The sequence below is a fragment of the Sphingomonas sp. genome (assembly GCF_036387535.1).
Lineage (GTDB): Bacteria > Pseudomonadota > Alphaproteobacteria > Sphingomonadales > Sphingomonadaceae > Sphingomonas_R.
In genome coordinates, this window is the sequence record NZ_DASVTO010000077.1 from 1 (window position 1) to 12,681 (window position 12,681).

The 12,681-nt window shown below is 68.4% G+C and carries 11 protein-coding genes and 1 pseudogene; all 12 read right to left on the bottom strand.

The features are described 5' to 3' along the window. Positions 1-239: 239 nt before the first annotated feature. Positions 240-1,502, bottom strand: a complete 1,263-nt coding sequence (ftsA, locus tag VF649_RS06945) for a cell division protein FtsA (protein ID WP_331011233.1) — start codon at positions 1,500-1,502, stop codon at positions 240-242. 206 nt (positions 1,503-1,708) lie between these two features. Beyond that, positions 1,709-2,629 carry a cell division protein FtsQ/DivIB gene (locus VF649_RS06950; protein WP_331011234.1) on the bottom strand — a complete coding sequence of 307 codons (921 nt, stop codon included), beginning with the start codon at positions 2,627-2,629 and terminating at the stop codon, positions 1,709-1,711. Beyond that, positions 2,626-3,552 (bottom strand): D-alanine--D-alanine ligase, encoded by a 927-nt coding sequence (locus VF649_RS06955; protein ID WP_331011235.1) that lies wholly within the window; start codon positions 3,550-3,552, stop codon positions 2,626-2,628. Before VF649_RS06955 ends, VF649_RS06950 begins: the two co-directional genes overlap by 4 nt. After that, positions 3,549-4,472: a UDP-N-acetylmuramate dehydrogenase gene (gene murB / locus VF649_RS06960; RefSeq protein WP_331011236.1), complete on the bottom strand. Its 924-nt coding sequence runs from the start codon at positions 4,470-4,472 to the stop codon at positions 3,549-3,551. The genes VF649_RS06955 and murB overlap by 4 nt, the downstream gene beginning before the upstream one ends. 92 nt (positions 4,473-4,564) lie before the next feature. Next, positions 4,565-4,765, bottom strand: a complete 201-nt coding sequence (locus VF649_RS06965) for a hypothetical protein (RefSeq protein WP_331011237.1) — start codon at positions 4,763-4,765, stop codon at positions 4,565-4,567. Further along, complete coding sequence (murC, locus tag VF649_RS06970; protein WP_331011238.1) at positions 4,762-6,174, bottom strand: UDP-N-acetylmuramate--L-alanine ligase; 1,413 nt, start codon at positions 6,172-6,174, stop codon at positions 4,762-4,764. The genes VF649_RS06965 and murC overlap by 4 nt, the downstream gene beginning before the upstream one ends. Beyond that, complete coding sequence (gene murG / locus VF649_RS06975) at positions 6,171-7,328, bottom strand: undecaprenyldiphospho-muramoylpentapeptide beta-N-acetylglucosaminyltransferase (RefSeq protein ID WP_331011239.1); 1,158 nt, start codon at positions 7,326-7,328, stop codon at positions 6,171-6,173. Before murG ends, murC begins: the two co-directional genes overlap by 4 nt. Further along, positions 7,325-8,536 (bottom strand): putative peptidoglycan glycosyltransferase FtsW, encoded by a 1,212-nt coding sequence (locus tag VF649_RS06980; RefSeq protein WP_331011240.1) that lies wholly within the window; start codon positions 8,534-8,536, stop codon positions 7,325-7,327. The genes murG and VF649_RS06980 overlap by 4 nt, the downstream gene beginning before the upstream one ends. After that, positions 8,533-10,032, bottom strand: a complete 1,500-nt coding sequence (gene murD / locus VF649_RS06985; protein WP_331011241.1) for a UDP-N-acetylmuramoyl-L-alanine--D-glutamate ligase — start codon at positions 10,030-10,032, stop codon at positions 8,533-8,535. The genes VF649_RS06980 and murD overlap by 4 nt, the downstream gene beginning before the upstream one ends. Further along, the gene (mraY, locus tag VF649_RS06990) at positions 10,029-11,099 is read right to left on the bottom strand and encodes a phospho-N-acetylmuramoyl-pentapeptide-transferase (protein ID WP_331011242.1); all 1,071 of its coding nucleotides are present in this window, start codon (positions 11,097-11,099) and stop codon (positions 10,029-10,031) included. Before mraY ends, murD begins: the two co-directional genes overlap by 4 nt. Then, complete coding sequence (locus tag VF649_RS06995) at positions 11,100-12,476, bottom strand: UDP-N-acetylmuramoyl-tripeptide--D-alanyl-D-alanine ligase (RefSeq protein WP_331011243.1); 1,377 nt, start codon at positions 12,474-12,476, stop codon at positions 11,100-11,102. A gap of 46 nt (positions 12,477-12,522) precedes the next feature. Further along, positions 12,523-12,681 (bottom strand): annotated as a pseudogene (locus VF649_RS07000) (UDP-N-acetylmuramoyl-L-alanyl-D-glutamate--2,6-diaminopimelate ligase); the annotation flags it as partial.

The following is a 12,681-nucleotide window of genomic DNA, read 5'->3' on the forward strand; positions in this document are numbered from 1 at the left end:
ATGAAGTCGACCCCCTGCACGTCGGACCGGATCATGTTCGCGATCGCGTTTCCGCCCGCGCCGCCGACCCCAATCACGCTGATGCGCGGCTTCAGCTCGTCGACCTCGGGCCGCATGAATTCGATCGTCATCCGCTTCGACTCCTTAGGTTCCCGCGCGCCGCAGGAATCCTGTAACCTGATTCCTGCCCTAGCCGATTTCGGGCCGTCCGCGCAAAATTAACATCATGCTAAAATCGGTTAATATCCGGATCGGAACGCCGCGATCAGCCGCTGGACCATGTTCGTGGCCGATGCCCGGTGCACCATCTGGTGTCCGCTCGTCACCTGCCGCAGATCCAGCGGATCGGATGCCGCGAACTGGATCAGCCCCGCCAGCGTGGCGAAGGCCGGCCCCGAATGCGCATCCGGCAACCCCGCCAATCCGCGCGGCCGGCCGATGCGGACCGACCGGCCCAGCACGCCCTGCGCATAATCGGCCAGGCCCTTCAATTCGGCACCGCCCCCGGTCAGCACCACCTGTCGCCCGACCGGGCCGTGGAATCCCAGTTCCTTCAGCGCGGCGGCGATGGCGCCCATCCAATGTTCCAGACGCTGGCGGATCACCGCGATCAACTGCGCGCGCGTGATCCGCTGCATCTCGCCCGCGCCCTCATCCTCGGACATCGGCGCGACGTCGATCATCTCGTGATTGTCGCGCGGCGACGTCGTCGCGGACCCGTGGAAGCATTTCATCCGCTCCGCCTGCGTGCGCCGCGTGCCGAACGCCGACGCGATGTCGTCGGTGATGTCGGCCGCGCCCATCGGGATCGACGACAGCCCGACCAGCAACCCGCCCGCGAACAGCGACACATTGGTCACCCCCGCGCCCAGCTCGACCAGCGCGACGCCCAGCTCGCGCTCCTCCTCCGACAGGCACGCCATCCCGGTCGCGATCGGCGCCGCCACGATCGATTTCACCGCCAGATGCGCGGATCGCACACACAGGTCCAGGTTGCGCACCGGCGACGGCTCGGCCGCGACCACATGGATATCCACGCCCAGCCGGTCGGCATGCAGGCCGAGCGGCGTCTTCACCCCCTGCAACCCATCCAGCGTGTAGAGCGTCGGTTGCGCGTGCAGCACCATCCGTCCGTCCGGATCGATCGATCCGCGTCCGGCGGCCAGCAGCTCGTCAATATCCGACTGCGCGATCCGCTGCCCGCCCAGGTCGACCTCGACCGATGCGATATCGCTCACCAGCCCACCGGCCGAAAAACTCACCCACACGCTGTCGATATTGGTGCCCGCGATCCGTTCGGCCTGCTCCACCGCCTCGCGGATCGCCGCCTCGGTGCGCTCCGCATCGGCGATATAGCCGCGCCGGATGCCCCGGCTTTCGCGCTGGCCGGTGCCCAGCACCTGCACCTCGCCATCCTCGCGCACCTGCGCGATCAGCGCACACACCTTCGACGACCCGATATCGAGCGCCGTGATCAACTGCTCCCCGCGATGCTGTGCCATAGCCTATCCGTCCCGCCCCACGTCCGACCAAACACCATGCGCCGATAACGCGACTCGGCGCAACATGCCGGTTGCGCCGTTCGGGGCGCCGGTCGTTATCGACCACCTCGAACCGAACGAAGGCGACCAGAAACGCAATCGCCGGGTTCCAGGAACCCCGTACGGTTCGAGGCGGTCGATCGCCCGGCGGATAGCCGACTCCCCGCTCATATGCTCTTGTCCGCCAACGCGGTTTCGGTCACGCGGTGCCCCGGCTCCTTACTCACCCGCACCACGAACTTGTCGGGCATCCGCATGTCGAACCGCACGAAGCCCTGGCCCAGCAGCCGGGCGCGCCCGTCCATCGCGGTGAACCGGCGCAGCGCCGCCATCGCGGCGTCCTGCCCTTCAGGCAGCGCCAGCGTCTCACCCGACTGGAACCGCAGGTCCCAGCGCCGGTCACCGATCCAGCTTGCCCCCGCCAGCATCGGCTTCAATGCCGGGGCGCTGTCCATCAACTGGTTCAATTCGGTCGCGCGTCGGTTCGCCCCGGCGCCGATCACGATCGGCAGATCGGGCATCGCGGCCAGGTCGACAGGCGCGATCACCGTGCCCGTGCGGTCGATCAGCGCCAGCTTGCGCCGATATTGCCAGATCGCCGCCGGCTTGCGTTCGACGATGTCGATCATCAGCGTATCGGGCAGCCGCCGCGACACCCGCGCATCCGCGATCCAGCCGAACCGCATCAGCCGGGCGCGGATCGCATCCAGATCGACCAGCGGCATCGCGCGCGATTTCTGATCCACCGCTGCGTCATACACCGCCGCCCGGTCCGCCTGCGCAATCCCGACCACCTCGATATTCCGCACCCGGAAACCGGCCGCACCGATCGCTTCGCCGATCTGCATCCCGATCATCTGCGGCAGATGCATGGCCAGGATCCCGGCCACCACGCCCGCGGCCAGCAGCCCACCGGCCATCCAGTTTCCGATCCGCTTAAGCGTCGCGGTCGGCACCGGGATGGTCGCGATCGCCTGCGACAGGGTCGACGGACGTTTCGGAACCGGCCGCCGCCCGGCCGCGCGCGTCACGGTCGGCCGCTTGCGCTGCGTCGTGCCGCCGCGCCGGATCTTGGCCGGCCCGCTCACAACGCCTCCTCGACGATGCGCTGTACCAGCTGGGCATAGCTCAGCCCGACATGCCGCCCCTGCTCGGGAACCAGGCTCAGCGGCGTCATCCCTGGCTGGGTGTTGACCTCCAGCAGGAACAGCCCGGCCTCGCCCAGTTCCTCGTCCCACCGGAAATCGGAGCGCGACGTGCCGCGGCACCCCAGCACATGATGCGCCTTCAACGCCATCGCCATCGCGCTTTCGGCCACATCCGCCGGAATCTGCGCGGGGCAGACATGGACGGTCAGCCCGTCGGTATATTTGCTGTCATAATCGTAGAAGCCGGATTTCGGCTTCAATTCCGTTACCGCCAGCGCACGGTCGCCCAGCACCGCCACCGTCAGTTCGCGGCCCTTGATGAACGGCTCCGCCAGCAAGGTCGCGAATTCCTGCCACGGCCCCGCCACGTCGCGTCCGATCGGCGTCCCGTAATTGCCGCCCTCGGTCACGATCGCGACGCCCACCGACGATCCTTCGTTCACCGGCTTCACCACATAGGGTCGCGGCAGCGGATCGGCGGCATACAGGCTTTCCGATCCCACGATCATCCCCCCCGGCATGCGGATGCCATGCGGCACCAGCGCATTCTTCGTCAGCTGCTTGTCGATCGCGATCACCGACGTTGCCAGCCCGCTATGCGTATAGCGCAGCCCCATCAGGTCGAGCAGTCCCTGGATCGTCCCGTCCTCGCCCGGCACGCCGTGCAGCGCGTTGAACACCACGTCGGGCGCCGCCTCCGCCAGCCGCGCCGCGACATTGCGGTCCATGTCGATCCGCGTCACGCGGTGGCCCAGCGTTTCCAGCGCGTCCGCCACGCCATTGCCGGACATCAGCGACACCGCCCGCTCGGACGACCAGCCGCCCATCAGCACGGCGACATGCAGGGCAGCAACAACGCTCACGACCTACCCCCCGCCGACCGCGTATCGGATGATCCCACCCGCTGGATCTCCCACTCCAGCGTCACGCCGGAATGCGCCAGCACGCGCGCGCGCACCTCCTCGCCCAACGCCTCGATCTCCGCCGAAGACGCGGACCCCAGGTTCAGCAGAAAGTTGCAGTGTTTTTCCGACACCTGCGCATCACCCCGCCGCAGCCCGCGGCACCCGGCGGCATCGACCAGCGCCCACGCCTTGCGCCCCGGCGGGTTCTTGAACGTCGATCCCCCGGTCCGCGACCGCAACGGCTGCGACGCCTCGCGCTCCGCTGCGATCCGGTCCATCTCCGCGCCGATGGCAACCGGATCGCCGGGCATGCCGGCGAACACCGCCTCCACCACGATCGCACCCTGCGGCACGTCCGAATGGCGGTAGCGATAGCGCAGCCGCGCCGCCGGCCAGGTTTCCACCGTTCCATCGCGCAGGCACAGCGTCGCTTCGATCAGGATATCGCTCGCATCGCGGCCATAGGCGCCCGCGTTCATCCGCACCGCGCCGCCCACCGTCCCCGGAATGCCGCGCAGGAACTCCATCCCGGCGACACCCGCGTCGCGCGCCGCACTCGCCACCGTGATCCCCATCGCGGCACCCCCGGCGCGCACCCGGCCACCGTCGACCGACACCTTCGCGAACGCCTTCGGCAACCGCACGACCACGCCGGCGACCCCGCCGTCGCGCACGATCAGGTTGGATCCCACCCCGATCGCCATCACCGGCACCGCCGGATCGAGCGCCTTCAAAAACGCGGAGAGATCCTCGACATCCGCCGGCCGCACCAGCATTTCCGCCGGCCCGCCGGTCCGGAACCAGATGAAATCCGCCAGCGATGCGCCGGGCTCGATCCGCCCGCGAAACCCATTCCCTTGCCCCAAGACCCCGTTCATCTGAAGCGCAGTCGAGGGACCGGCCCCAGGCGCGGCGCCGGCGGGACGCGTGTCTCGACCGGGCTCGATATGAACGGATCGGGGATCGGGGGTCATGGCTTCGGCGTCCATGTGTCGATCCACGCGGTCCAGGCCTTGGCACCCGCCATCGCGGCTTCCTGCGCCTTGAGCTGGAACGCGACCATATCCTCGCCCGCCGCCAACGCGCGCGCCGCCACGTCCAGGTTGCGGCGCTGGAAACTCAGCACTTCCTGCTGGAATGCGACGAACGCCAGGAACGGATCGGCGCTCATGCCGACACGCGTGCGGCGGCGATGGCATCGGCCAGCCCCGCCGCCCATTTGGTGATGTCGCCCGCGCCCAGGCACACCACCATGTCGCCCGGCTGCACCGTCTCCGCCAGCGCGCGCGCCAGCGCGTCGGCATCCTCCACCACCTGCGCCGACCGATGCCCGCGCAGTTTCAGCCCGGCGACCAGCGCGGCACTGTCGACGCCCGCGATCGGCGCCTCGCCCGCGGCATAGACCGGCGTCGCATAGACGATATCCGCATCGTTGAACGCCGACTGGAACTCGTCCATCAGGCTGCCGAGCCGCGAATAGCGATGCGGCTGCACCACCGCGATCACCCGCCCGGTCACCCCTTCGCGCGCGGCGGCCAGCACGGCGCGGATCTCGACCGGATGATGGCCATAATCGTCGATCACGGTCACGCCGTTCACTTCGCCCACCTTGGTGAAGCGCCGCTTGACGCCCCCGAACTTCGCGAACCCCGTCTGGATCACCGCGTCCGGCACGCCCATCTCCAGCGCGACACCCACCGCGGCCAGCGCGTTCTGGACATTATGCCGCCCCGGCATCGGCAGCTCGATACCCTCGATCGACCGGCTCGATCCGTCGCGCGCCCGCACGATCACCTCGAACCGGTTGCCGCCGGGTATCGGCGTCACATTCACCGCGCGCACGTCCGATTGCGCGGAAAAGCCATAGGTCACCACCCGCCGGTCGCGGATGCGCGGCAGGATCGCCTGCACCTCGGGATGATCCAGGCACAGCAACGCCGCGCCGTAGAAGGGCACATTCTCGACGAACTCGACGAAGGCGCGCTTCACCGCATCGAAATCGCCATAATGGTCGAGATGCTCGGGATCGATGTTGGTCACCACCGCGATCGTGCCGTCCAGCCGCAGGAAGCTGCCGTCGCTCTCGTCGGCCTCCACCACCATCCAGTCGGACGCCCCCAGCCGGGCGTTGGACCCATAGCTGTTGATGATGCCGCCATTGATGACGGTCGGATCGATCCCGCCCGCATCCAGCAGCGCCGCGACCATCGACGTCGTCGTGGTCTTGCCGTGCGTCCCCGCCACCGCGACCGTCGATTTCAGCCGCATCAGCTCGGCCAGCATCTCCGCCCGCCGCACCACCGGCACCCGCGTCTCATAGGCCAGCTCGACCTCGGGATTGCCGCGCTTGATCGCGGTCGATGTCACCACCACCGCGGCATCGCCCAGATTTTCCGCGCGGTGCCCGATATGCACCACGATCCCGCGGTCGCGCAGGCCCTGGATGACATAGCCCTCGGCCACGTCGGACCCCTGCACCTTGTAGCCCAGATTGTGCATCACCTCGGCGATGCCGGACATGCCGATCCCGCCGATCCCGATGAAGTGGATCGTCCCGATGTCGGTGGCGACACCCTTCATGCGAATGCTCCGCGCAACGTGCCCATATCCGTCTCGACCTTCATCGGCTCCATGATCGGCGCCCGCCCCAGTCCCTCGACCAGGTCGGCCAGGTCGCGCACCGCATTCGGCCGCCCGCAACTCCAGGCGCGCCGCGCGGCATTCTCCAGCGCGCCGGGTTCCAGCGCCAGCTTCTGCATCTGCTTGGCCAGTTCCACGGGCACGAACCTGTCCTGCGCGATCGCCCGCGCGCCGCCGGCGGCCACCATCTCGCGCACGTTGACGCTCTGATGATCGTCGGTGGCGCTGGGCAACGGCACCAGGATCGCCGGTCGCCCCGCCTCGGTCAGTTCGGCGATGGTCGACGCGCCCGCGCGCGCGATCACCAGATGCGCCCAGGCCAGCCGCTCCGGCAGGTCGGGCAGATAGGTGGCAAGGTCCGCCGGAATGCCCAGCGCCGCATAGTGCGCCCGCACCGCCGCGATGTCCTCGGGCCGGCATTGCTGCGTCACCTGCAACCGCCGCCGGAATGCCACCGGCAACAGCCCCAGCCCTTCCGGCACCACCCGGCTCAGCACGCTGGCGCCCTGGCTGCCGCCCGTCACCAGCACGCGGAACACGCCATCGGCATCCAGCATCGGGAAGGGCTCGTCGCGCAGCGCCGCCACCTCCGCCCGCACCGGATTGCCGACCAGCGCGACCTTGCCCGCATAACGCGGGTTCAGCCGCTCGACATCGGGATAGCTGGTCGCGATCGCCGCCACCTTGCGCGCCAGCAGGCGGTTGACGCGGCCCAGCACCGCATTCTGTTCATGCACCGCCGCCGGAATCCCGGCCTTGAACGCCGCCAGCACCGCGGGCAGCGCGGGATAGCCGCCGAACCCGACCACGGCGGTCGGCTGGAACGAGCGGTACAGCGTCCGCGCCATTTCGCGCCCGGCGCGAATGTTGCGCCACGCCTTCAACCAGCCGATCGGGCCGCCGCTCAGCCGCCCCGCCGGCAACAGATGCGTCTCCACCCCGTCGAACAGCCCCGGAATTCGCGCGCCGCGCTCGTCGGTGATCAGCGCGACCTGGTGGCCGCGCGCCATCAATTCGGCCGCCAGCGCATGCGCCGGCACCATGTGGCCACCGGTACCGCCCGCCGCCAGGACGAAATGCCGCTTCACGCTCACCTGCTACCGCTCCATTTCACCACATAGGGGGAACGGTTCAGATACGGGTTCCGCCGCGTGAACGCCAGCAGCAGCCCGAACCCGATCGACAATGCCACCATCGACGACCCGCCATAGCTGATGAACGGCAGGGTCATGCCCTTGGACGGCACGATCTGCACATTGACCGCCATGTTGATCAGCGCCTGCATCCCGAACTGCACCGCCAGGCCCGCGCTCGCCAGCAGCAGGAACTCGTCCTCTTCGTCCAGCAGCTTGATGAACACCCGCACCACGATCGTCAGGTAGATGAGCGCGATGGCGAGGCAGGCGATCAGGCCGAATTCCTCCCCGATGACGGAGAAGATATAGTCGGTATGCGGTTCCGGCAGGCGGAACTTCATCGTGCCGCCGCCCGGCCCGGTGCCGATCAGCCCGCCATTGACCAGCGTGTTGTGTGCGCTTTCCGTCTGATAATTGTCGCCGCTGCCGGTGATGAACTTGTTGATGCGGTCATGCGCCACCGAATAGAACAGATAGGCGGACACCACCCCCGCCAGGCCCAGCCCGGCCAGCGCATACAGATAGCGCATCGCGATCCCGCCCAGCATCAGGAGCGACACCCAGATCGACAGGAAGATCACCGTCTGCCCGAAATCCGGCTGCTTCATCAGCAGCAGCGCGATGCATCCGGTCAGCAACGCCGACAACGGCACCACCGGCAGGCTCTTGTCCTGCGCCTTCAGCGACAGCAACCAGGCCAGCGCGACCACATATAGCGGCTTCAGAAACTCCGACGGCTGCAACTGCATGAACCCGATGCCGATCCAGCGGGTCGCGCCGTTCACCTCCATCCCGATCAGCGGCACCGCCGCCAGCAGCACGGTGAAGAACGCCGCGCCGCCGATCGCCAGCCGCCGGGCGACATCCTTGGGCAGCATCGACACCACCAGCATCACCGGCAGCCCGAGGCCCAGCCACACCAGCTGTCGATACAGATAATATAGCGGCGGAAACGTCGTGGTGCCGCCCGAATAGCGCACCGCCGCCGCGGGCGATGCCGCCGCGACCGCGACGATCCCGATCCCCACCAGGATCGCGACCAGCAGCAGCAGCACGCGGTCGATTTCCCAGAACCAGGTGCCGAGCGGGCTGCGGTCGCCGCGCCCGAACCGCTGCACCTTGGTCACGCGCTTGCGCTTCTGTGCCTCCACGGCGAAGACGTTCATGGCTGCAACGCCTCCACCAGCGCGCGAAAGGCATCGCCCCGCGCCTCATAATCCCGGAACTGGTCGAACGACGCGCAGGCCGGCGACAGCAGCACCACCTCTCCCGCCCGTGCCGCGACTTTGGCCGCGGCCACCGCGCGCTCCAGCGTGCCGGCATTCACGACCGGAATGCCCTTCTCGCTTAGCAGCCGCGTGTAGAGATCGGCGCTGTCCCCGATCGCATAGCCCGCGACGACATGCCCCAGCTGGTCCGCCACCGCATCCAGATCGGCGGTCTTCGCCAGCCCGCCCAGAATCCAGTGGACCCGCGGATAGGCCGCCAGCGCCGGGGCGGTCGACGTCGGGTTGGTGGCCTTGCTGTCGTTCACATACAGCACGCCGTCCACGGTCGCGATCCGCTCCATCCGGTGCGGAAGGCCGGGATAGCTGGCCAACCCGCGCGCAATCGCGTCCTGGGTCAGCCCCAGCGCCTTCGCGACAGCCACCGCCGCGGCCACATTCTGCGCATTGTGCGGCCCCTGCAAGGACGGCCACGCCGACTGGTCGCCGGCGTCGGAGGACCGGACTTCGATCACCCTCCTTTCACCACCGTCCATGCCGAGCGCAGTCGAGGCACCCGCCGAGCGTAGCCGAGACGGCCCACCCGGCCACCCTCCCTCGACTGCGCTCGGGATGGCCGGAGTGGTGGCGGACAGCGCGTCAGCAATCGCCCGCGTCTCCGTATCCTCCACCGCGATCACCGCGACACCCGCCGTCTGCATCGCGAACAGCCGCGCCTTGGACGCGGCATAGGCCGCGAACCCGTCATAGCGATCGAGATGATCCGGCGTGATGTTCAGCAACACCGCCACATCGCAATCCAGCGTCTGCGTCAGGTCGATCTGGTAACTCGACAATTCCAGCACATAGACCCCGCCCTCAGGCAAGGGATCACGCCCCAGGATCGGCAGCCCGATATTCCCGCCCATCAACGCCGGCACCCCCGCCGTCTCCAGCAGGTGGAAGATCAGCGCGGTGGTGGTGGACTTCCCGTTGGTGCCCGTAATCCCTACCACCCGATGCGCCGGCAACGTCGCCCGCGCCTGCGCGAACAGTTCGATATCCCCGATCACCGGCACCCCGGCCGCCGCCGCCCGCCCTGCGATCGGATGCCGGTTCAGCGGTACGCCCGGCGACACCACCACGCCATCGAACCCGCGAAGATCGATCTCCAACGGATCGCCAAGGGCGACAGAGCCCCCTCTCCCCTCCGGGGAGAGGGTTGGGGAGAGGGGCTGAGGCTTGATGGAACCGTCGTTCCCAGCCAAGCCCCCCCCCCCAACCCTCCCCCCGGAAGGGGGAGGGAGCAGAAGCACCGCGGCCCGCTTCTCCGCGTCGCCGTCCCATGCCACCACCTCGGCCCCGCTCGCCACCAGCGCAGCGACCGTCGCCAGCCCCGACCGCGCCAGCCCCAGCACGGCATAGCGCCTGCCCGCAAAGGCATCCGAGACGATCACCGCAGCTTCAACGTCGCCAGACCGGCCAGCGCCAGCACGAAACTGATGATCCAGAAGCGGATCACCACCGTCGGCTCGCTCCAGCCCAGCTGTTCGAAATGATGGTGGATCGGTGCCATCCGGAACACGCGGCGGCCTGTCCGCTTGTAGAAGAAGACCTGTACCACCACCGACACCGCTTCCAGCACGAACAGCCCGCCGACGATCGCCAGCACGATTTCGTGGTGCGTCGATACCGCGATCGCGCCCAGCGCGCCGCCCAGCGCCAGGCTGCCCGTATCGCCCATGAACACCGCCGCCGGCGGCGCGTTGAACCACAGGAACGCCAGCCCTCCGCCGATGATCGCCGCGCACAATATGGTCAGGTCGCCCGCGCCCAGTACGTGCGGAATGCCCAGATAATTGGCGAACACCTTGTTGCCGACGACATAGGCGATCGCGAAGAATGCCAGCGCCGCGATCACCACCGGCATCGTCGCCAACCCGTCCAGCCCGTCGGTCAGGTTCACCGCATTGCCGAACGCCACGATCACGAACGCCGCGAACGCGATATAGAACCAGCCGAGATCGACCACCGCGCCGTTGTAGAACGGGACATAGAGCAAGGTGCCGTTGCCCGCGTTGATCAGCCAGGCCGCGAACCCGGCGATGATGAATTCGAAGAACAACCGCGTCTTGCCCGAAACACCCTTGTGGCTGCGCTTCGTCACCTTGTCATAATCGTCCAGGAACCCGATCGTCCCGAATCCGATCGTCACCAGCAGGCACGCCCAGGTGTAGCGATTGCCGAGATCCATCCACAGCAGCATCGTGATCGTCACCGCGGTCAGGATCATGAGCCCGCCCATCGTCGGCGTGCCGACCTTGGCCAGATGCGTCTGCGGTCCGTCCGACCGGATCGGCTGGCCCTTGCCCTGCCGCACGCGCAGCCAGCCGATGAACTTCGGCCCGATCAGCAGGCCGATGAACAGGGCGGTTGCCACCGCCCCGCCCGCGCGCAGCGTGATATAGCGCAACAGGTTCAGGACGCCGGGAAATCCCAGATGGTCGGCGATCAGATACAGCATTCAAATCTTCCCGCTCGCCACCGCGTCGACGACGCGGGCGAGCCCGATGGCGTTGGATCCCTTGACGAGCACCGCGTCCCCGGCCTTCAACCGGTCGCGCAGCGCTGCCAGCGCCGCCACGGCATCGGCGACATGCGCGAAATCGATCCGGCCCTCAAGCGCGCGGGCGAGCGGCGTCATCTCGTCTCCGACCAACAGCGCGAAATCCACGGCCGCCGCCAGCAGCGGGTCGGCCAGCATGGCATGATAGGCGTCCGATCCGGTGCCCAGTTCACGCATCCCGCCCAGCACCACGATCCGCCGTGCGGCCTGCTCCTGCCCCAGCAACGCGATCGTCGCCGCCATCGATGCCGGATTGGCGTTGTAACTCTCGTCGATCAGCAGCAATTCGCCGCCGTCGCGTGGAACACGCGTCCGTGCCCCGCGCCCCTTCAGTCCCTCCAGCTCGGCCAGCGCCAGTCCCGCCGCGGCCAGATCGCCACCGACGGCATCGACCGCCGCGACCACGGCCAACGCGTTCGACACCCAATGCGCGCCAGGCAGCGCGAGCGTGAAGCTGAGATCCGCGGTGGGCAGGCTGACGCTCAACAGCGTCCCGCGCGATCCGGGCATCACCTCGCGCGCGCGGACGTCGGCCGTTTCGGCATGTCCGAATGTCAGCACCGTCGCCGCATGACGCGCCGCCGCCGCGAACAGCCGGTCACGGTGCGGGCTGTCCTCCGGCACGATCCCGACGCCGCCCGGTTCCAGCCCCTCGAAAATCTCGCCCTTGGCGTCGGCGATCGCTGCCTCGTCCACGAAATTGGCGGCATGCGCGGGGGCGATCGTCGTCACCAGCGCGGCGTGCGGCCGCACCAGCCGGGTCAACGCCGCCAGTTCGCCCGCCGCCGACATTCCCATTTCGAACACGCCATAATCCGTGTCGGCCGGCATCCGCGCCAGGCTCAGCGGTACGCCGGTATGATTGTTGTACGATTTGACCGACCGGTGCACCCGCCCCGGTACGCTCCGCTCCAGCGCGGCGGCCAGCGCCTCCTTGGTCCCGGTCTTGCCAGCCGATCCGGTCACGCCGATGATCTTCGCGCCGGTCCGCGCGCGCGCCGCGATCCCCAGCGCGTTCAGCGCCGCCATCGTATCCCGGACCAGGACATGGGGACCGTCCACCGGTTCGGACACCACCGCGCCCGCCGCGCCCTGCACGAACGCCTGCGTCGCGAAACGATGCCCGTCCGATGTCGCCCCCTTCAACGCCAGGAACAGGTCCCCCGGCCCGACCTCTCGCGAATCGAAGGCCACGCCCGACACGACAAACGCCTCCGAAGCCACGCCGCCCGTCGCCGCCGCAATCGCATCCGATGTCCACAGCGGCAGCGTCAAAGCCCCCTCCCGTTCGACAGAAGGACGTCGGGGCGGATAGACTCACTCACGCGGCACATTCGCGCGCGACCTGAACGTCATCGAACGGCAGCACGCGCATCGTCGCGCCGGCGCCGACGATCTGCCCCTGTTCATGACCCTTGCCGGCCAGCAGCACGATATCGTCCGCGCCCGCGGCGGCGATGGCCGCCGCGATCGCCGCGCG

Coding starts and splice junctions, on each gene's coding strand:
- ftsA (WP_331011233.1), bottom strand. CDS start 1,502: ATGGCACAGCATCGCGGGGAGCAGTTGATCACGGCGCTCGATATCGGG.
- murB (WP_331011236.1), bottom strand. CDS start 4,472: ATGAACGGGGTCTTGGGGCAAGGGAATGGGTTTCGCGGGCGGATCGAG.
- VF649_RS06965 (WP_331011237.1), bottom strand. CDS start 4,765: ATGAGCGCCGATCCGTTCCTGGCGTTCGTCGCATTCCAGCAGGAAGTG.
- murC (WP_331011238.1), bottom strand. CDS start 6,174: ATGAAGGGTGTCGCCACCGACATCGGGACGATCCACTTCATCGGGATC.
- VF649_RS06980 (WP_331011240.1), bottom strand. CDS start 8,536: ATGAACGTCTTCGCCGTGGAGGCACAGAAGCGCAAGCGCGTGACCAAG.
- mraY (WP_331011242.1), bottom strand. CDS start 11,099: ATGCTGTATCTGATCGCCGACCATCTGGGATTTCCCGGCGTCCTGAAC.